The 19,447-nt window shown below is 72.7% G+C and carries 13 protein-coding genes; 6 read left to right on the forward strand and 7 right to left on the reverse strand.

Going from position 1 to position 19,447, the window contains the following annotated elements:
• Nucleotides 1–252: 252 nt before the first annotated feature.
• Entirely contained in the window at nucleotides 253–852 is a 600-nt protein-coding gene (locus OG823_RS30070) for a TetR/AcrR family transcriptional regulator (RefSeq protein ID WP_371483242.1), read from the forward strand.
• Between the two features lie 98 nt (nucleotides 853–950).
• Here OG823_RS30070 and OG823_RS30075 read toward each other — a convergent pair whose 3' ends face one another.
• The gene (locus OG823_RS30075; RefSeq protein ID WP_371483243.1) at nucleotides 951–1,922 is read right to left on the reverse strand and encodes a hypothetical protein; all 972 of its coding nucleotides are present in this window, start codon (nucleotides 1,920–1,922) and stop codon (nucleotides 951–953) included.
• A gap of 183 nt (nucleotides 1,923–2,105) precedes the next feature.
• Here OG823_RS30075 and OG823_RS30080 point away from each other — a divergent pair, with 183 nt between their 5' ends.
• Entirely contained in the window at nucleotides 2,106–3,086 is a 981-nt protein-coding gene (locus OG823_RS30080; protein ID WP_371483244.1) for a DUF1702 family protein, read from the forward strand.
• Nucleotides 3,083–4,456, forward strand: coding sequence for a cytochrome P450 (locus OG823_RS30085; protein WP_371483245.1), 1,374 nt, complete (start codon nucleotides 3,083–3,085; stop codon nucleotides 4,454–4,456). The genes OG823_RS30080 and OG823_RS30085 overlap by 4 nt, the downstream gene beginning before the upstream one ends.
• A gap of 287 nt (nucleotides 4,457–4,743) precedes the next feature.
• On the opposite strand, the gene OG823_RS30090 is transcribed toward OG823_RS30085, so the two are convergent.
• The 5 genes from OG823_RS30090 to OG823_RS30110 are packed head-to-tail and all read right to left on the reverse strand — an operon-like array spanning nucleotide 4,744 to nucleotide 14,605.
• The gene (locus OG823_RS30090; protein ID WP_371483246.1) at nucleotides 4,744–5,289 is read right to left on the reverse strand and encodes a flavin reductase family protein; all 546 of its coding nucleotides are present in this window, start codon (nucleotides 5,287–5,289) and stop codon (nucleotides 4,744–4,746) included.
• A gap of 3 nt (nucleotides 5,290–5,292) precedes the next feature.
• Nucleotides 5,293–5,778: an acyl-CoA thioesterase gene (locus OG823_RS30095; RefSeq protein WP_371483247.1), complete on the reverse strand. Its 486-nt coding sequence runs from the start codon at nucleotides 5,776–5,778 to the stop codon at nucleotides 5,293–5,295.
• Nucleotides 5,779–5,781: 3 nt separating this feature from the next.
• Nucleotides 5,782–11,655 carry an SDR family NAD(P)-dependent oxidoreductase gene (locus OG823_RS30100; protein WP_371483248.1) on the reverse strand — a complete coding sequence of 1,958 codons (5,874 nt, stop codon included), beginning with the start codon at nucleotides 11,653–11,655 and terminating at the stop codon, nucleotides 5,782–5,784.
• Nucleotides 11,652–12,629, reverse strand: a complete 978-nt coding sequence (locus OG823_RS30105; RefSeq protein ID WP_371483249.1) for an enediyne biosynthesis protein — start codon at nucleotides 12,627–12,629, stop codon at nucleotides 11,652–11,654. The genes OG823_RS30100 and OG823_RS30105 overlap by 4 nt, the downstream gene beginning before the upstream one ends.
• Entirely contained in the window at nucleotides 12,626–14,605 is a 1,980-nt protein-coding gene (locus tag OG823_RS30110; RefSeq protein WP_371483250.1) for a CRTAC1 family protein, read from the reverse strand. Before OG823_RS30110 ends, OG823_RS30105 begins: the two co-directional genes overlap by 4 nt.
• A gap of 297 nt (nucleotides 14,606–14,902) precedes the next feature.
• Here OG823_RS30110 and OG823_RS30115 point away from each other — a divergent pair, with 297 nt between their 5' ends.
• The 3 genes from OG823_RS30115 to OG823_RS30125 all read left to right on the forward strand — a co-directional run bounded on the left by OG823_RS30115 (nucleotide 14,903) and on the right by OG823_RS30125 (nucleotide 18,266).
• Nucleotides 14,903–16,453 carry a GMC family oxidoreductase gene (locus OG823_RS30115; protein WP_371483251.1) on the forward strand — a complete coding sequence of 517 codons (1,551 nt, stop codon included), beginning with the start codon at nucleotides 14,903–14,905 and terminating at the stop codon, nucleotides 16,451–16,453.
• Nucleotides 16,454–16,541: 88 nt separating this feature from the next.
• Complete coding sequence (locus OG823_RS30120) at nucleotides 16,542–17,243, forward strand: DUF899 domain-containing protein (protein WP_371483252.1); 702 nt, start codon at nucleotides 16,542–16,544, stop codon at nucleotides 17,241–17,243.
• A 273-nt stretch (nucleotides 17,244–17,516) separates the two neighbouring features.
• On the forward strand, nucleotides 17,517–18,266 hold the full coding sequence (locus OG823_RS30125; RefSeq protein WP_371483253.1) for an SDR family oxidoreductase: 750 nt from the start codon (nucleotides 17,517–17,519) through the stop codon (nucleotides 18,264–18,266).
• An 88-nt stretch (nucleotides 18,267–18,354) separates the two neighbouring features.
• Here the strand turns inward: OG823_RS30125 and OG823_RS30130 are convergent, their stop codons facing one another.
• Nucleotides 18,355–19,347 carry a sigma-70 family RNA polymerase sigma factor gene (locus tag OG823_RS30130; RefSeq protein WP_371483254.1) on the reverse strand — a complete coding sequence of 331 codons (993 nt, stop codon included), beginning with the start codon at nucleotides 19,345–19,347 and terminating at the stop codon, nucleotides 18,355–18,357.
• Nucleotides 19,348–19,447 lie beyond the last annotated feature (100 nt).

Consider the following 19,447-nt stretch of genomic DNA (forward strand, 5'->3'; position numbering starts at 1 on the left):
TGCCACCGGCGGGCCTGACGGGCCGCCGCACGGCCGTCCGGGCCGGTCCGGGCGGCGCGGCGCCGTCCCGGCTTCTCGGGCCGCAGCGCCGCCGCAGGGCGGTCCCGCCGAGGCGGTCCGGGGACGCGGGGGCGGGTTCGGCGGTCGGACGCGGTGGACGCGCACGCTCTGCGGGCAGGAGCGGAATCCGACCTGGACGAGTCGTTGCGTCTAGACAGCAGGGCGTGATCGCCGACGGGTACTGTGTCCCGCATGTCCGCCACGAACTCCCAGCCCCGCAGGCCTCACTCCGGCAACCGGCGCGACGAGTCCGCACGTCTGGCCGTGCTGCACGCCGCCGACGATCTGCTCGTCGAGCACGGTTTCGGAGCCCTGACCGTCGAGGCGATCGCGCGTCGAGCCGGGGTCGCCAAGCAGACGATCTACCGCTGGTGGCCCTCGAAGGTCGAGATCCTCCTCGACACGCTCATCCAGGACAGCGACGAGCGCCTTCCCGTCCCGACCGGGAAGCCCACGGCCGAGAGCATCCGGGACTACCTGCGAGGCTTCGCGCGGTTCCTGACCCGGGACCCGGCCGGCACCGTCCTGCTCGTGCTCATCGCCGAGGCGCAGCACGACCCGGCGACGGCCCGGAGCTTTCACGCGCGCTATCTCGGTCCTCGCCGTGACCTGGAACGCGAGATGATCGCGCGCGCGATCGACGCCGGTGAGGTCGCGCCCCGGCTCGGCCCCGACGCCGCGATGGACGCCTTGCTCGGCCCGATCGTCTATCGCGCCCTGACGGCGGAGGACATCTCCGAGGACCTGGTGGACACCCTGGCCGAGGACCTGCTCGGACCTCGCGCGAACTGAGTGTGCTCGGGCGGGCCGGGCCCCCGCCGGCCGTCGTCGGCGACGGGGGACCGCCGACGACGGCCGGCGGTCAGGCCGCACCGGTCACGGGAGGGCCGCTAGCTGTTCCAGGGCGCCGTCGGGAACCAGATGTAGCCCAGCCGGCCCAGCACGCGGACGTCCCAGTAGACCATCGTGAAGACGCCCGCCACCAGGAAGGCCACCGCCGTCACGGCCGCGATCCGCCCCGGCCGCGCGGTCAGCAGGCGCTGCAGCCGCCGCCCCGCGCCGTAGGAGAGTGCGATGACCAGGAGCGACATCACCAGGATGTTGCCGACCGACTGCAGGGTGAACGCCGCCGCGCCGTACAGCGGATTGTGGGTCGTCGCCGCGTGCCGGAAGAGGTCCCGGAACAGCGGGTAGGGCCGGCCGATCAGGAAGCCGCCGATCAGCGCCCCCAGCAGCACCATCGGCGCGTTCGGGAAGCGCCGGGAGACGCCGGCCAGCGGGTCCTTCAGCACGCCGGCGGCGGCCAGTCCGAGCACCACCATGACGAGGCCGATCAGACCGAAGGTCACCATCGACTGGACGGTCCGCGGCGAGAAGTGGCCGGCCGGGCTGCTCGCGGTCGAGAACTGCGGCATGTGCGTGCCGGCCAGGCCGACCAGCGCGCCGTACGCGGCGGACACCGGGATCATCCCGGCCGCCATCCAGCCCAGCGGCCGGACGGTCTGCAGGAACCGGGCCCCGCGCGAGCCGGCCTGACCCACCATCGGGCCGACCGCGCCGAAGACCGCGATGTTGCAGGCGGTGAACGAGCCGGCCAGGCCGGAGACGAACGCGAAGAGCACCCCGGCGGCGATCCCGGCGATCGGCGTCTTGTGGGCGTCGTGGCCCAGCAGCGCGTTGGCGGTGTTCACCCCGATCTCGGTGTCCACCAGCTTCGAGGACCACGCGTAGGACAGGAAGAGGGCGAAGGCGGCGCTGGCCACCACCAGCAGGCCGCGCCGGCGTGGGAACGCGCCGCTGACGAACAGTGAGGTACCGGGAGCCTCGGAAACCGGCGCCGGTGCTGTGCTGAGGTCACTCACGTGGTGTTTCTCCCTCGGACTGGACGGCACGGACGGCTCGATTCTGGTGGCCCCCGGCCGCGGTTGCTTCTTCGCTCGTGCCCTCGGGTGGGCACGTTCGAAGTAGGCGGGGGATCGGCCGTGCCGGAAGGATTTCGGTCGGACAGCTGCGTCCCGTCGCAGCCCGACTTTGTGGAGGGAAAGATGGCGGGTTCTTGGCGTGCGCTCAGGAGTCGGATTCTCACCCCTGACCGATCGGCCACCAGACTCTCGGTGCGGGGATTCCACGAGAAATCCCCGGCAGCCCGGGAACTCCTCGAAACCGTCGGTGGGACGTTTCTCACCGGTTATTCGTACGTGATGGAGGAACGCACCGTCGCCGACGCCGAGGAGCGCCTGGAGCGGATTCCCGAGCAGTTCCGGGGATTCGGCTACGAAGGTGCGGCGATGGCCTGCGCGATGCTGGACGGCCTCCGGTTCGGCAACGGCTGCAAGGTGGCCGACCTGCTCGCGGGCCGCGGCCGCCACCACAGCTACATGGTCTACGTCGGCGTCGGCTGGGCGATGGCCCGGCTGCCGAGGTTCCGCTGGGCGGCGATCAGCCCCCAGGACCCCCTGCTGCGCTGGCTGGCACTGGACGGGTACGGGTTCCACCAGGCGTACTTCCGGACCGCCAAGTACGTCCACGAGCAGTACCGGGAGGCGGACTTCCGTTGGCCGCCCGGCAACCCGGACCGCTACGCGGACCGGGCGATCGACCAGGGCATCGGGCGCGCCACCTGGTTCGTCGGAGGCTCCGCCCCCGAGGTCGTGGCCGATCTGCTCGACCGCTTCCCCGAGCACCGCAGGGCCGACCTGTACAGCGGCGCGGGACTCGCCGCGACCTACGCCGGCGGCGGCGACGAGGCCGAGCTCGCCGTCTTCTGGAAGCGCGCCGGGAAGTACCGCGCGCAGGTCTCCCAGGCCTCCGCCTTCGCCGCCACCGCACGCGTGGAGGCCGGTCTGGTCATCCCGCACACCGAGCTGGCCGCCCGGTTCTTCTGCGACCTGACGCCCGCCGAGGCGGCGGTGCTGTGCGACGAGGCCCGGGCCGACCGCCCGGTCGACGGCGCGGTGCCCGCGTACGAGGTGTGGCGCGAGCGGATCGCGGAGCGGCTGGCCGGCCGGGGCGGCGTGAGCGCATGACGGCGCCCCAGGCCGCGCGGGCACGCTCCCGGCGGCTGCCGCCGGGCCCGGCCCGGAGCGGCACGCTCGGCCTGCTGGCCCGGATGGCCCGCGACCGGCTCTCGGTGATGACCTCCGCCTCGTTGCGCTACGGCGACGCGGTGCGGCTGCCTCTCGGCCCCAAGACGCTGTTCTTCTTCAACCACCCGGACCACGCCAAGCGCGTGCTCGCCGACAACGCCGCCAACTACCACAAGGGCATCGGCCTGGTGCACGCCCGCCGGGCCCTCGGCGACGGCCTGCTGACCAGCGAGGGCGACCTCTGGCGCAGCCAGCGCAAGGTGATCCAGCCGGTCTTCCAGGCCAGGCGGATCAACCGGCAGACCGAGGCCATCGCCGAGGAGGCGGCGAAGCTGGTCGCCCGTCTGCGGGCCCGGGCCGGCACCGGACCGGTCGACATCCGGGCCGAGATGACCGGGCTGACCCTCGGCATCCTCGGCCGGACCCTGCTGGACGCCGACTTGAGCGCCTACGAGTCGATCGGCGAGTCCTTCGAGGTCGTCCAGGACCAGGCGATCTTCGAGATGATGTCGCTGAGCGCCGTGCCGTCCTGGCTGCCGCTGCCGCAGCAGCGCCGCTTCCGCGGGGCCAGGGCCGACCTGGAGCGCATCGTCGCCAACCTGGCGGCGGAGCGCTCCGCGCACCCCGGCGGGGACGGCGACGACGTGCTCTCCCGGCTGATCGAGGCCACCGCGGACGAACCCGACGAGGCGGTGCGCCGCCGGCGGATGCGCGACGAACTCGTCACCCTGCTGCTGGCCGGCCACGAGACCACCGCCTCGACGCTGAGCTGGACCTTCCACCTGCTCGACCAGCACCCGCTGGTGTGGGAGAGGCTGCACGCGGAGGTGGTCGAGGTGCTGGGGGACCGGCAGCCGACCGCCGAGGACCTGCACCGGCTGACCTACACCTCGATGGTGATCGAGGAGGTGATGCGGCTCTACCCGCCGGTGTGGATCCTGCCGCGCAAGGCGCAGCGGGAGGACGAGATCGGCGGCTTCCACGTGCCGGCCGGCGCCGAGGTGCTGATCTGCCCGTACACGCTGCACCGCCACCCCGGTTTCTGGGAGGCGCCGGACCGCTTCGACCCGGAGCGCTTCGCCCCGGGCCGGGCCGGCGGGCGGCACCGGTACAGCTACATCCCGTTCGGCGCCGGTCCCCGGTTCTGCGTGGGCAACAACCTCGGCCTGCTGGAGGCCACGGTGGTGATCGCCGCCGTGGTCCGTGAGCTGCGACTGGCGAAGGCCCCCGGATTCGTGGTGCGACCCGAGCCGATGCTCACCCTGCGGGTGCGGGGCGGGCTGCCGATGACGGTCCATCCGGTCGGCTGAGTCCGGCCGGGTACGACGAGGGCGGCACCCCTGCCGGGGGTGCCGCCCTCGTCGTGTGCGGCCTGCTGCCGTCCTGTGCGGGCTCGCTCCGCTCGCCCGCCCTCTGCCGCGGCGGTGCGCCCGGCACCGTCCGTCGCAGCGGGCCGCCTGTGCCCACTCGTGCCCCGCCTGTGCCCCGCCTGTGCCCCGCTCGTGGGCGGCCGCGGGCGTCGGCCCGTGCACGCGTGACGCCCGGCCGGAGGACCCGGCCGGGCGTCACCTGCGCGTGCGTCCGCTCACCTGCGGGCTCAGGCCCCCAGACGCTGGAAGCCGCCGGCGAAGTAGAGCAGGGGATCGTCCGGCTCCGTCCGCCCGATCGACAGCACCGAGCCGAGGAAGATCGAGTGGTCGCCACCGTCGTAGTCGGCGGTCAGCTCGCACTCCAGCCACGCCTGCGCACCCACCAGGACGGGCGCGCCGGTGCACCGGCCCGGCACCGTCTCCAGGCCCTCGAACTCCTTCGTGCCGCGCGGCCGGCCACGGTCGGCGAAGTGCCGGGCCGCCTTCTCCTGCCCGCTCGACAGGACCGAGACGGCGAAGGCCCGCTCGGCCAGGATCGCCTCGTGGACCGCGGCCGTGCGCAGCACGCAGACCAGTACCAGCGCCGGGTCCAGCGACACCGAGGTGAAGGAGTTGGCGGTCATGCCCCGGGGCTCCGCCCGCCCGGCGGACAGGACGGTCACCCCCGTCGCGAAGCGGCCGAGCACGCCGCGCAGTTCGCCCCGGTCGTGCGGGGCCGCGGAAGCCCGCCCGGACAGCGGTCCGGCGAGCGGCAGTCTGTCGGTGGAGGTCATGGGCTACGCCTCGCTCGTGACGGGAACGGGCTGCTGGGCCCGCCCCGCGCCGGCCGGCCGGGAGGTCGCGTACGGCTCCAGGGCGCGGCGCAGCGGTTCCGGGACGCGGGTCGGGCGGGTGTCGTTGTTCGGGCCCCGCATGCACGCGACCCGCTGCCGGCCCCGGGCCACCAGCACCTCGGAGCCGTCCTGGTCCAGCCGGACGTAGTCGAAGGTGAAGCCGACCTGGGTCTGCGTCAGGTCCTCCAACCGCATCCGGATCGACAGCTCGTCGAAGGCGGTGATCTCCGCGAAGAACTCGCAGTCCACCTTGAGGGTGAACAGCTTCAGATCCGCGCGGACGTCCGCCAGCACCTCGGGAGCCAGCTCCCGCAGGAACATCTCCCGGCACCGGCCCTGCCACCGCAGGTAGTTGACGTAGTAGACGTTGCCCACCAGGTTGGTCTCCTCGAACCCGACGAGGTGACGGATCTCGAAGTAGGGGAGCATGGCTCAGTCCTCTCGTTCCGACAGCAGAGCGAACATGACCGGCGTTTCGACCCCGAGCAGAGCGGTCGGGAAGGTCGCGACGACGGCCTCCCCGGCCCGCAGCACGGCCCAGCCGGCCGGAGCGTCCGGGACGTCCGCCAGCGTCAGAGCGGCCACCGCGTGCCCGTTCTTGCGCAGGCACTCGACCGCGCCCCAGACCCTGGCCGCCGCCTGCGAGGGCTCCTCGCCGTGCTCGGCGGCCAGCAGCTCGGCCAGCGCCGCACCGTCCGGGCCGAGCAGCCCGGCCCAGTCCGCCGCCGACCTGGTCACGACCGGTTCGACGTCGCAGGCCACCGGGTGGTCCCCGACCACCGCGAAGGTGACGCCGGCGCCGTGCGAGGAGGAGACCGGGCGGCCGCCCTCCAGCTCCGGCCGGCCGTCCGGGCGGTAGCGCACGGCCGTCTCACGGCCGAGCGCCCAGCTCACCGCCTGCGCGGTGCTCGCGCGCCGGGCCGCCACCCCCTGCGCCGGCGGCTCGCCCTCGCTCCGCACGACGCAGCGCAGCGGGACGCCCAGCAGCGTCTCGGCCCGCCGCTCCAGGAAGGTGCCGAGCAGGGCGGGCTGCCAGGGCCCGGCACCGTTCAGCTTGCGCACCGCCTGGAGCTTGAGGCCCTCCCAGCGCTCGATCAGGGCGCCCTGCGGGTCGGTCACGTCCAGGTCGTAGAGGTAGGTGTCGCCGACCCGCGAGCGCTCGACCGCGTGCAGGACGACGTGCTCCGCGCCCCGGACGGCGGACGGATCCGTCAGGTGCAGGCGGGCGACGCTCACCGGCAGCAGCGTCGCGTCCGGCACACAGCACTGGATCGAGTGCATCAGTGCGTCCCGGACGCCGGGGTCGGCGAGGACGAGGCCGGCCGGCAGGTACCCGGCGAACCAGGGAGCGGTCGCCGCCGTCGAGATCTCCGCGACACACCGCTTGGCCGCCAACTCGCGGTAGCCGAGCAGCCGCTGGAACCGGCCGCCCTGGAACAGCACCGGCCCGTAGAGATCCCGTTCGGGATCGAGCGGCAGTCGCGGCGTGTCCGGATGGACCGCCCCGGGGCCGGGCCGCTCCGGTGACGGCACGCCGTAGCGCAGGACCGCCCTGAAGTGGTCGGCCTGGAAGCCCGTCTCGCTGCTGCGGATCACCGCCTGCACCGTGCCGTCCTCCCGGACGAGGACCGCGACCCGGACGGTGGTGGAGCCGGTGACCGGGACGACGATCGGCCGCAGGAACTCCATGTCCTCCAGCACCGGCACGTCGGACCGCCCGGTGACCGCCGCGGCGGCCTGGCTCATCGCCTCCATGCCCAGGACGGCGGGGAAGAGCAGGGAGCCGTCCAGCAGGTGGTCGGCCAGGTAGGGATCGCCGGCCGCGGAGAGCTCCGAGTCGGCCACCAGCTCGACGCCCGGGTAGTACGCCTGCGGCTGGTCCAGGAAGCGCAGCAGCGGAAGCTCCCGCTGCTCCAGGACCAGCGTGGGCAGGCCCCCGACCCGGCCCGAGACCACCACGGAGGTGGGCGCCGCGGGGTCGGCGAGCAGGTCCTTGAGCAGGGCCACGCCCGCCTCGGTCGGGATGGGCTCGATGCCCTCGCGGATCAGGCCCTCCAGGACGCCGAGCCGCTCGCCCATGCCCGCGCCGGACCAGACCGACCACTCCAGCGCCAGGCAGCGGCAGTCCGGGTACTCCTCCTGGACGCGGTACGTCAGGTCGGTGAGCCAGTCGTTCGCGGTGGCGTAGTCGGCCTCACCGCGCAGTCCGGCCCGTCCGATGATGGAGCCGAAGGTGACCAGCAGCCGCAGGGTGCCGGGATCGGTGGCGGCCAGCACGTTCTCCAGGCCGGTGATCTTGGTGGTCAGGGTCCGGCGGAAGGACGACTCGTCCAGGCCGGTCAGGGCGTGCGGTTCGTTGCGGCCGGCGCCGTGCAGCACGGCGGTGACCGGCCCGAGCGCGGCGCGGATCTCCTGGACGGCGTCCTTCACCTGGTCGGCGGAGGTGACGTCGGCCCGGGCGTAGTGGAAGGAGATCCCCGCCGCCGTCATCCGGGCCAGGTTCGCCGCCAGCTCCTCGTCCCGGGCCGGGTCCGAGCGGCCGAGCAGGCCGACCGCCGCGCCGGAGTCGAGGGCCAGTTCGAGGGCGCACTCGGCGGTGATGCCCTTGCCGCCGCCGGTCACCAGCAGGACGTCCAGGGCGTCCAGCGCGGGCCGTCCCTCCCCGGGTACGGCCGCCGCCAAGGGGCGCAGCACCGGCACCCGGCGCACACCCTCGCGGTCGTAGTGGACCTCGCTGAAGCCGCTGGTGCCGGCCACGTCGGCGGCGATCAGCACCCCCAACTCCCGCGCGCGGCCCGCCGGCAGATCCTCCGGCAGCGGCAGCGTCACCACGGTCGTGGCCACGCCGGGCGACTCCAGGTGCAGCGTCTTGGCCAGCCCAGCGGCTCCGCGCCGGTCACCGACCGCCACGAACCGGGTGGCGCCGGAGCCCGCCGCGCTCAACGCGGCCCGCGTGGCGGCCAGCATCAGCGCCGCGTGCTCCTGCTCGCAGTCCCTCGGCAGGCAGAGCAGCACGCCGCCGCCGAGACCGGCCGCGCCGAGGGCCTGGCGCAGGGCGCCGGCCAGCGGGTGGTGCTCGGAGGCGAACACCTGCCAGCTCCCGCCGGCGGCCGGGGCCGCCGCGGCCGCCGGGAGTGGCGCCTCGGTGAGGTCCACCGAGAAGGCCCGCACCCAGGGCGCGACGCCCGCGGCGGTCCTCGGCTGCTCCGCGTCGCCGTCGGCGCTCTCGGCCAGCTCGTCGAGCAGACCGGCGAGCTCGGCGATCGTGGAGGTCGCGAAGGCGGAGGTGACCATCGGCGTGGAGATGCCGAGTTCCTGGGTCGCCTGGTTCATGATCTGGCCCACCGTGATGGAGCTCAGGTGCAGCTCGTCCAGCGGGTTGCTGTCCGGGCCGACCGCGGAGAGCGGCAGCTCGGCGCGTTCGGCGGCGAGCCGCAGCAGGACCTCCAGACTGCTCGCCCCCGATCCGGCGCCCGCCGCGACCGCCACCGCCGGAGCCGGCGCCGCCGTGACGGGGGGCCGGGCCTCGCGGCGTACGCCCGCGAAGGAGAAGTCGCCCTCGGGCACGGACTCGCAGGGGCTGGCGAAGAAGCGGAACTCCTTGTCCAGCGGCAGCGGCCGGGTGAAGCGGTCCCGGAACAGCTCCTCGTGCCGCACCGGCGCGCCGAGGATGAAGGCCGCCGCCACGGCGTTGAACAGCCCGGCCAGCGAGCCGCTGTCCGACTCCAGCGAGATGACCGGGACGGACGGCGCGATCTCGCCGGCCAGCCCGCGCAGCACCCGGCCCGGGCCGACCTCCAGCAGCAGGTCGGTGCCGGCCGCCAGGTTCTCGACCGCCTCGGAGAACCGCACCGGATCGAGGACCTGACGGGTGAGCAGCTCCACCACGTCCGCCTCGGCAGGCAGTTCGCCCGCCGTGACGGTGGAGAACATCCGGCCGGAGAGCGGTCCGAACGACTCGGTGGTGAGGAATCCGCGCAGGCCCTCCGCGGCCGGCGCCACCGCCGCCGAGTGGAAGGCGTGCGACACGTTGATCCGGGCCGTACCGAGGCCGGCCGCCGTCGCCAGCGCGCAGACCCGTTCGACGGCGTCCACCGGTCCGGAGACCACCGTCTGCGAGGGGCTGTTGTAGCCGGCGATCACCACGGGCTCGCCCGCCAGCAGGGGTTCGACCAGCGCGGCCTCGGCCGCGATCCCCGCCATCGTGCCGTTGCCGTCGCTCGCCTCGGCCATGATCCGGCCCCGGGCCGCGGCGACCCGCAGCACCGCGCTCTCGTCCATCGCACCGGCCCAGTGCAGCGCCGTCACCTCGCCGAGGCTGTGCCCGGCTGCGCCGACCGCCTCCACCCCGAGCGCGGCGAGCACCCGCAGGCCGGCGACCGAGGCGGTCACGATCCGCGGCTGCGCCACGGCCGTCGCGACCAGGTCGCCGTCGGCGGGCTGGGCGTGCGTGCGGTAGAGCTCGTCCACGGTGGCGAAGCGACGGCGAAGGGCTCCGCCGTCGCCGCGCCGCCCGGCCCCCTGGCCGGGGAAGAGGAAACCGATCCTGGGCTGCGGCGCGGCCGCGCCCAGGTACACCCCGCCGTTCGGGTCGAGCACCGAGCGCGCCCCGGAGTCGAGCAGCGCCAGCAGTTTGGCGAAGCGCTGCTCGGCCTGCTCGGGATCGGCCGCGACCACGGCGGCTCGGATCGGCCGGTCCGCCAGCTCGCTCTGGAGGGTGGCGGCCAGGTCACCGAGCTCGGCGAACGAGAGCCGGGGCGTCAGCCCGGCCAGCCGCGCTATCCTGCCGCGCAGCTCGGCCATCCCCACCGCGTCGACCAGCAGCAGTTCGACGTCCTGGCGGGAGGCGACGAGCTTGCGGGTGAGGCTGCCGACGCCGCTCTTGCGCACGCCGTCGGCGTGCTCCACCACGACGTGGGCGTTGATGCCGCCGAAGCCCATCGACGAGACGCCGGCCCGGATCGGTGCCTGCCCCGGCCAGAGTTCGGCGTCGTCCGGTACGCGCAGCGCCGGGCGCTCCCCGGTCAGCTCGGGGTGCGGGTCGACGTGGCTGGTGGCCGGCGGGATGACCTGGTGGCGGACCGCGAGGATCGCCTTGACCAGGCCGGCGACACCGGCCGCCGCCTTGGTGTGGCCGAAGTTGCCCTTGACCGTGCTGATGGCGGCCGGCGCCGCGTCGGGGTCGGCCGCGCGGCGTGCCTCGGAGAACGCGCGCAGCTCGGTGGCGTCGCCGACGGCGGTGCCGGTGCCGTGGCCCTCGAAGTAGGAGACGGTCTCGATGCCGAACCCGGCGGTCGCGTAGGCGCGCTGCAGGGCCAGCCGGTGCCCGGCCGCCTCCGGCCGGGTGATCCCGCCCTTGCCGTCCGAGGAGTAGCCCCAGCCGGCGATCGACGCGTAGCGGAACCTGCGCTCCGCGACGGCGTCCCGGTCACGCATCAGGACGAGCATGCCGCAGCCCTCGCCGGGCCAGAAGCCGTTGGAGCCCTTGTCGTAGACCCGCATCTCGCCGGTGGCGAGCGCGCCGGTCTTGGCGAAGCCGATCACCTCGAACGGGTCGATGCTGAGGTCCACGCCGCCGACGACGGCGACGTCGAGCCGGCCGTCGGTCAGCGCGTCGCAGGCGGTGGCGACCGACAGCAACGAGGAGGAGCACGCGCCGTCGACGGTGAAGCCGCCGCCCTTGAAGTCGAAGTGGTTGCAGATCCGCCCGGCGATCGTGTTGGCCAGCCCGCCCGCCAGCGAGTCCTCCCCGATCGGCGGGAAGGGGCTCTTGTAGCGCTCCTCCAGGTTGTCCAGGAACTCGGCCAGCGCGGTGTCGTCCCAGCCCTGCTCGCGCAGGGCGGCGCCCACGGTGCGGCGCACGTACGGCCAGCGCAGCCGCATCAGGTTGGCCCGGCTGAACTCGCCGGTGAGGGTGTTGCCGAGGATCACGCCGGTGGTCGCCCCGGTGAGCCCGGCGCCGGACGGGAAGCCGGCGTCCTCCAGGGCCCGGGCGGCGGTGTCCAGCGCCAGCCAGTGCGTCATGTCGGTGGCCCGGAAGGTGGAGCCGGCGACCCGGTGCTTGACCCGGTCGAACTCGAAGCCCTCGATCACCGCCGCCTTGGTGGAGTAGAAGCGGTCCGGCGCGGTGGGGTCGGGGGAGTAGTAGTCCTCGGCGCGCATCCGCTCGTCCGGCAGCCGGCGGAAGGCGCGCCGTCCGGCGAGCACGTTCTGCCACAACTCGCTCGGCGAGTCGGCGTCGGGGTAGCGGCACGCCATGCCGACGACGGCGATTCTGGACGGTTCACGGTCGGGGTGGGGAGTCATGCGGCCATCGCCTCCGGTCCGGTCTGCTTGCCCAGCTCGGCGGCGAGGGTGTCGCCGAGGGCGGTGCCCGAGGACTGCGGTGTACGGGAGCGCTTGACCAGGTGGGCGACCCACCAGCCCAGGCCGCGCACCCCGCAGACCACGGTGACGGCGAAGAAGAGTGTGTAGACGACGTTGAACAGCATCAGTACGCCGTACGTCATGGCGACCCAGGAGCCGAACATGAACTGGTTGCGGGCCCGCGACGGGGTGGTCCCCGGGTCGCTGATCATGTAGTTGGTGAAGAGGACGAAGGCGACGCCGCTCATCGGGCCGAGGGCGGAGAAGATCGCGACGTCCCAGACCCAGTGCCGGATGAGGGCCTGGATCACGAACCCGCCCAGCCAGCCGACGATGAGCGCGACCTTCTTGGTGAGCATGGCGTTGATCACGGTGCCGGAGGTGACGATGATCAGCGGGATCGCGACCCGGAAGAAGGTGTTCGCGTTCTCGGTGAACTCGTAGGGCGGCGCGATGCTGACCCAGGAGCCGAAGCACACCAGCGTCATGGTGATGCCGAAGTTGGACGGGTTCATGAAGTGCCGCATCCGGCCGGCGACCGGAGCCTGCAGCGCGTGCTTGCCGGCGACGCCGACCACCGTGCCGAAGATCACCGGGAGGATCTGGTCGTTGGCGTACAGCAGCATGTTCACCGCCAGCGCGGTGATGTGCGACGGCAGCAGGAACTCGTACACGCCGCGACCCCCGTTGCCGAGGAAGCGCGGACTGCGGCGCTGGGCCCAGGCGCTGAGGATCTCGAAGGCGATCTCGGTGGTGTAGGCGGTCAGCACCGCGAAGATCGGCCACAGCCACGGCTGCTCGAAGCCGAGCAGGGTGTAGCCGAAGATGTTGAAGACGGAGATGGAGACCGCGAAGTTGCGCAGCGCCAGGTAGCGGGGATCCTTGGCGGCGGGCTTCTGGACGGCGATGCTCATCGGCTCGGAACCTCCTGGACGTCGCTGGACAGGACGAGCGAGTGGGTGCCGGGCGTCAGCTGCTCGGACTTCTTGTGTTGGACACCGTTGGTGTCCCGCCAGGACAGCTCGACGGTCACCGGGCCGCTGTGGGCGCCGAGACCGAAGTGCACGTCGAAGCTGCGGAAGCCGCCGTGGCCGCTGCCGCCGTCGAGCTGGGACACCTGGGTGCCCTCCGGGGTGGTCACCTTCACGGTGGCGCCGTAGGCCGGTGTGCCGGTGTTGGCGACGCCCTGGCCGGCGCCGCTGTCACCGGACGGGCGGTAGAGCCGCAGGTTGACGAAGTTCCCGGGCGCGGGCGCCTGGTTGGCGTAGAACGCGGGCGGTCCCCACTGCCGGGCGACCGCGAAGTCCAGCAGGCCGCTGCCGGTGGTGTCACCGGTGGCGATGGCGCGGGTGGGGGTCGGAACGGCCAGGCCGAGCTGCTTGCTGATGTTGGCGTACGTCCCGCTCGGCGTCTTCGCGTAGAAGGCGAGCGCGTCGTCGCCGGCCAGGTCGTCCCCGGGCTGGACGTTGGGCCACATGGCGGGGTTGGAGAGCAGGTCGTCGTTGGTCATGGCCATCTCCTGGAGCCACGGCCAGCGGTCGATCTCGCCCTTGACGAAGCCGTCGGCCTGGAGCACCGCGAGGTTTCCGTCGTTGCGGAAGTCGGCCATCTTGGTGTCCCAGCCCCAGCCCGTCCAGGCGAGCCCGTTCTCCCGGGCCTCCTGGGTGAAGGGCGCGACGCCCGCGGCGAGCTTGCCGCGCATCTCGTTCTCGTCCTTCGCCTGGTTGACCCAGAGGAAGTTGGACTCCTCCAGGCCCCAGGCGGCGGTGATGTTGCTGACCATCATGTCGAAGCTGCCGTTGTGGTTGACGTCGGCGAAGTCGACGCCCATGCCCTTGAACGAGCCCTTGCCGAGCACGAACGACTTGGGGGTGGTCGGGGTGCGCTCGCCGGTCGCCTCGGTGAAGCTGATGTGGCCCGGGGTCGAGCGGTTGTACAGCAGGTGCGCGTGGCCGAAGTCGTTGGCGATGTAGAGGTCGGGGCGGCCCTCGCCGGTCAGGTCGGCGCCGGCGATGGCCAGCGTCCAGCCGGTGGAGGCGTCGAAGGGGATGGCGCCGCGCTCCTCGACGAACGCGGCGTCCGGATCGGCGCCGGCGCTCGCCCCGGCCCAGCGCAGGACGTGGTCCCCGCCGGCGTTCCTGGCGCTGGAGAGGGAGTTGTTCATCTGCACGTTGTTCAGGCCGTGGGTGTCCAGCACGTCGGAGTCGGGGAAGTAGTTCCCGATCACGATGGACGGGTGGCCGCTGCCGTCGAGGTCGCCGACGTAGGCGGCGTCCGTGTTCCAGCGCGGGCCGTGGTACTTGCCGTCGATGGACTGCGAGGGCACCACCTCGCGCGGGGTGTAGGCGGCGGCCGTCAGCTCCGTCGTGCCGGACTTCGCCAGGAAGACCAGCGGGGTGCGGCCCCAGTAGGTGACCAGCAGGTCGGCCCGACCGTCACCGTTGAAGTCCCCCGGCGTGCAGCCGGTCGGCGCCATGGTGTCGTCCATCGGCAGCGGCGAGGCGTCCAGGACGAACGGGGTGAACCGGTCGCCCGGGCGGGCCGTCGGCGTGTACGTCACCACGACCTTGTCGGTCCGGGTGTCCACGATGCACATGCCGTCGGCCAGGCCGTGGCCGGTGAGGTCGTTGATGGCGATGCCGGCGCCGACCGAGGAGATCCACGACCGGATCTTCTGGTAGGACGGGTTCACCGCGCGCACCGTGTTCATGTGCAGGGAGTCGTACCCGGGCGGCAGGGCGATGGGCATCTCCTGGAACTTGTACCGGGCGGCGGTCTCGTCGCCCCCGGCCACGGCGACCGAGCTCCGGACGGTGAAGAAGAGCGAGGCGGCCACCACCACCGTCGCCACCCCCGGAATCAGTCTGCGAATTCGCTCGCTGTGCAACACATTCTCCTCTCCATGCAGGATCTCCACGCGGGAATAACAATGTGATGGATCGTTGCCGGATTGTTCTGGCAAACTCCGATCGTGGTTTTTGAGCATGGGTCACGCTCTGGCCCCCCGCTTCTCCCATCTTGCCCATCGCCCGCCGGGGTCCGTCCGGGGTCCTTCCGGACTCCTTCGAGAGTCCGTCCGGAGTCCCTCCGGAGGGAGAGCACGCTCGGAGAAGACAGTCGCCCGCGGCGACTGTGAAGCTCTTCGGCAGAAGCGTTCCCATCGGATTCCGCAACCCGAGGATGTTCCATGGCGCAGACTTATGACGACATCGTTGTGGGGTCGGGCTCGGCCGGGGCGGCGCTGGCCGCCCGGCTCAGCGAAGACCCCTCGCGCAAGGTGCTTCTGCTGGAGGCCGGCCCGGATTTTCCGGATATAGCGGATCTTCCGGACGACATCCGGGACGGGGGCTCGATGTCCCTGAGCGCCCACGACTGGAAGTTCCGGGCCGAGATCAGCGACGGACGGCGTATTCTCTTCCCGCGCGGGAAGGCCTCCGGTGGATCGTCCTCGGTGGGTGCGACCATCGCACTCCGCGGCGTCCCCGAGAACTTCACCGAATGGGCCGAGGCCGGTAATCCGGAATGGACCTGGGACCAGGTCCTGCCGTATTACCGGAAAATGGAGGACGACCTCGATCTCGGCGACGACGAGTTCCACGGAAAGGGCGGTCCCGTCCCGGTCCGACGCTGGCGGACCGACGAGCTCACCCCGGTCCAGCGGGCTTTCACCGAGGCGAGTCTGGCGGCCGGATTTCCCGAGGTGACCGACCACAACCATCCCGAGGCCACCGGAATCGGCCCGATCCCCTCGAACCGGCGCGACACCACCCTTCGGGTCAACGCGGCGATGGCCTACCTGACCCCGGAGGTGCGCGGCCGCGGCAACCTGACCGTCCGCGCCGGGGTGCTCGTGCACCACGTGCTCTTCGAGGGCAGTCGCGCGGTGGGCGTGGCCGCCTCCGTCGGAGGCGGGGTGGCCGAGGAGATCCGCTCGCACCGGGTGGTGCTCTCCGCCGGCGCCGTGAACTCACCCACGATCCTGATGCGTTCGGGCATCGGGCCGGCCGAGGACCTGCGGCGCCAGGGCGTCGACGTCCGCCTGGACCGTCCGGGCGTCGGCGCCAACCTGATCGACCACCCGCGCACCGGCGTCTTCATGAAGCCGAGGCCAGGCGCGATCGACCGCACGGACCCGTTCCTGCAGACCATCGTGCGCACCACGGCGAAGGGCTCGACCGACTTCAACGACCTCCAGTACTACATGGTCAACCACTTCGACCTGACCATGTTCCCCGACCTGCAGATGCTGGCCGGCGGCAACGTGATCCTGGGTGTCATGGTGGTGGACCAGAAGCCGCAGTCCCGCGGGCGCCTTCGGCTGAGCTCGGCCGACCCGGCCGCCGCACCCGACATCGACCTCAACTTCCTCTCCACCGAACGGGACGTCGAGAAGCTCGCCGACGCCGTCCGGACCTGCTGGGAGCTGGTCAACCACCCGGGCATCCGCAGCCAGGGCGAGGACTTCATCGTCCTCAACGACCAGCTGATCGACAACGAGGACATGGTCAAGCAGTACGTCCGGCTGAGCCTGGACAGCGCCTACCACCCGGTCGGCACCGCGCGGATGGGCCTGGCCTCGGACGAGGGGGCGGTGGTGGACGAGCACCTGCGCGTGCACGGCACCGAGGGCCTCTACCTCGCCGACGCCTCGGTGATGCCGCAGATCGTCAACTGCAACACCAACTTCACCTCGACCATGATCGGCGAGCGCCTCGCGGACTGGCTGCGCGGGAGCTGACCCCGGCGCGCCGGCGGCCGGCCGTACCTCTCGCGGACTCGGCGCCGGCGCTCCCCAGGCCATCAGCCGCACACACAGGAGAGAGCGGATGAAGCTGCCCAGGGTGGCAACGCGCGAAGAGTGGCTCCAGGCCCGCAAGGAGCTGCTCGCGAAGGAGAAGGAGCTCACCCGGCTGCGCGACGAGGTCGCCGCCGCCCGGCCCGGGCTGCCGATGGTGAAGGTCGGCAAGGAGTACGTGTTCGAGGGACCGGACGGCAAGGCGACCCTCCTCGACCTGTTCGAGGGACGACGCCAGCTGATCATCCGTCATTTCATGTTCGGGCCCGACCAGGAGGAGGGCTGCGTCGGCTGCTCCATGCAGGCCGACTCGGTGGGGCACCTGTCCCACATCCACGCCCGGGAGACCACCTTCGTGATGGTCTCGCGGGCGCAGCTGTCCAAGCTCACCGCCTTCCGGGAGCGGATGGGCTGGAGCATCCCCTGGGTCTCCTCCCACGAGACGGACTTCAACCAGGACTTCCACGTGACCACCGACCAGGGCGAACTGCCCGGTGTGAGCGTGTTCCTGACGGACGGCACGGACGTGTTCCACACCTACTCGGTCTTCGACCGGGGCGGTGAGATCTTCAAGAACTTCTACAACTACCTCGACCTCACACCACTGGGCCGACAGGAGGCCGATCTGGAACGGCCCTGGGACTGGTGGCGCCACCACGACAAGTACGGCGACGAGGCCGCCCCGACCGCCGGGCGGAACTGGTGGAACGGGACGGACAAGTTCGTGAGCTGACGGACGGGGGCTCACGGGCGGGGACTGGCGGGCGGGGGCCCGGCGTGGGCGAGCCGTGCCCCGCGCCGGGCGCCGCCGGGTGGCACCACCCGGCGGCGCCCGGCGCCGGTCCCGCCCGTCCCGTCCCGTCCGTGGGCCGGTCCGGCTCGCCGCCCGGTCCGGCGGTTCCCGGGGCCGGCCCGCCCCGCCGTGACTGCCCGCGATCCCTTTCGCCCCCGCGCCGGGTCAGTACGGGGGCAGCATTCGCAGCGCACCACGAACGAGGAGTAACCCATGTCCGTTCAGCAGCTCGCCGGGACCACCGCGATCGTCACCGGCGCGAGCCGGGGGTTCGGCCGCTCGACCGCCAGGGCACTGGTCGGGGCGGGCGTGCGCGTCGTGGGCGTGGCCCGGGACGGTGACGCACTGGAGGAACTGCGCACCGAGCTCGGCGACGGCTTCGTCCCGGAGCCCGCGGACGCCGCCGACCCGTCGGTGGCCGGCCGCCTGATCGACGCGTACGAGCCGCGCACCCTGGTCCTCAACGCGGGCACCACCCCGGTGCTCGCCCCGCTCCAGGAGCAGAGCTGGGACACCTTCCGCGCGGCCTGGGAGACGGACGTGCGGCAGGCGTTCCACTGGGTGCGGGAGTCGCTGCTCCGGCCGCTGCCCAGCGGGAGCACCGTGCTGTCCTTCTCCAGCGGCGCCGCGGTCAACGGCTCGCCGCTCAGCGGCGGCTACGCGGGTGCCAAGGCCACGGTGCGCTTCGTCTCCGCCTACGCGGCGGACGAGTCGGCGCGGCAGTCGCTCGGCATCCGGTACGTGTCGGTGCTGCCCAAGCTGACCCCGGCCACCGGGCTCGGCTCGGGCGCGGTGGCCGCCTACGCAGCCCTGCAGGGGGTCGACGTACCGACCTTCCTGAGCGGTTTCGGCCCGACGCTGACCCCGGAGCTGGTGGCCGCGACCGTCCTCGACCTGGTCGGTGACGCCGGCTGGGAGGACCTCGCCTACCTGCTGACCCCTGGGGGCCTGAAGCCGCTCTGAGCGGACCCGTGCGGCGGATGTGCGGAGGCGCGCCGGTCGGCGACGGCCGCTGCGGTTCATGCGCTGCGGTGCGCACGGTGCGGTTCGGTCAGGTCGTCGCTGCGGCGGCGACCTGTTCGGCGTAGGTGGGTGCCAGCCCGAACGGACCGAACAGGCCCGGATCCAGGAAGCCCGAGATCCGCGAGATCCGCCCGCCGGCGAGGGTGAGCACGGTGATCGAGTGCGGGTGGTGCCCGCCGTCGTCCCCCCGCCGGTAGAGGGCGAAGGCCGGCTGGCCGTTCGCACGGACGGGAGCCAGCCGGTAGCGTCCCGGCTCGACGAGCACCTGGGCCGCGAAGAAGCGCGCGACCTCCTCCCGTCCCGCGAACCACGACGGGTACGGCGGCATCTCGGCCACCGCGTCGTCGGTCAGGAGTTCGAGCAGAAGCTTGATGTCGGTGTTCTCGAACGCCGTCACATAGCGGTCGAGCAGCTCGCGCTGCTCGGAGGCGACGCTGTCGCGGACCTCCTCCTCGGCCGGTGCCAGCCGCTCCAGCTGTCCCCGGGCCCGTTGCAACGCGCTCTTGACCGCCGGGACGCTGGTGCCGAGCAGATCGGCCACCTCGCCGGCCGGCATGGCGAGCACGTCGCGCAGGATCAGCACGGCCCGCTGCCGGGCCGGTAGGAACTGCAGGGCCGCGATCATGGCCAGCCGGAAGCTGCTGCGAGTGGCGACGATGGTGGCGGGATCGCCGTGCCGCGGGCCCAGCAGGGCGTCGGGGGCGGGCTGCAGCCATCCGATCTCCGGTGTGGGCGGGACGAGCGGCGTCTCGGGCGCGGCGGGTGTGCCGAGGCCGGTCGGCAGCAGGCGGCGGTCGCGGTGCTCCAGCGCGGTGAGGCAGACGTTGGTGGCGATCCGGTACAGCCAGGTCCGCAGCGACGACCGCCCCTCGAACGTCTCGTACGAGCGCCAGGCGCGCAGGTACGTCTCCTGGACCAGGTCCTCGGCGTCGTGGATCGACCCCAGCATCCGGTAGCAGTGCGCGAGCAGCTCCGTCCGGTACCGGTCGTGGACGCGCGCGAAGTCCTCGCGTTCCGTCACCGCCGGGTCGCCCCGCCGGCCCGGACGGGGCCACCCGCGCGTTGTGTCCCTGTCCGCCCCGCCGCCCTGGTGATCACGTCGCCCAAGATACTGGAGTCCG

This window comes from Kitasatospora sp. NBC_00315, from assembly GCF_041435095.1.
In the GTDB taxonomy this organism is placed as follows: domain Bacteria; phylum Actinomycetota; class Actinomycetes; order Streptomycetales; family Streptomycetaceae; genus Kitasatospora.

Coding starts and splice junctions, on each gene's coding strand:
- OG823_RS30095 (WP_371483247.1), bottom strand. CDS start 5,778: ATGCTCCCCTACTTCGAGATCCGTCACCTCGTCGGGTTCGAGGAGACC.
- OG823_RS30085 (WP_371483245.1), top strand. CDS start 3,083: ATGACGGCGCCCCAGGCCGCGCGGGCACGCTCCCGGCGGCTGCCGCCG.
- OG823_RS30105 (WP_371483249.1), bottom strand. CDS start 12,629: ATGAGCATCGCCGTCCAGAAGCCCGCCGCCAAGGATCCCCGCTACCTG.
- OG823_RS30080 (WP_371483244.1), top strand. CDS start 2,106: ATGGCGGGTTCTTGGCGTGCGCTCAGGAGTCGGATTCTCACCCCTGAC.
- OG823_RS30090 (WP_371483246.1), bottom strand. CDS start 5,289: ATGACCTCCACCGACAGACTGCCGCTCGCCGGACCGCTGTCCGGGCGG.
- OG823_RS30125 (WP_371483253.1), top strand. CDS start 17,517: ATGTCCGTTCAGCAGCTCGCCGGGACCACCGCGATCGTCACCGGCGCG.
- OG823_RS30120 (WP_371483252.1), top strand. CDS start 16,542: ATGAAGCTGCCCAGGGTGGCAACGCGCGAAGAGTGGCTCCAGGCCCGC.
- OG823_RS30115 (WP_371483251.1), top strand. CDS start 14,903: ATGGCGCAGACTTATGACGACATCGTTGTGGGGTCGGGCTCGGCCGGG.
- OG823_RS30070 (WP_371483242.1), top strand. CDS start 253: ATGTCCGCCACGAACTCCCAGCCCCGCAGGCCTCACTCCGGCAACCGG.
- OG823_RS30100 (WP_371483248.1), bottom strand. CDS start 11,655: ATGACTCCCCACCCCGACCGTGAACCGTCCAGAATCGCCGTCGTCGGC.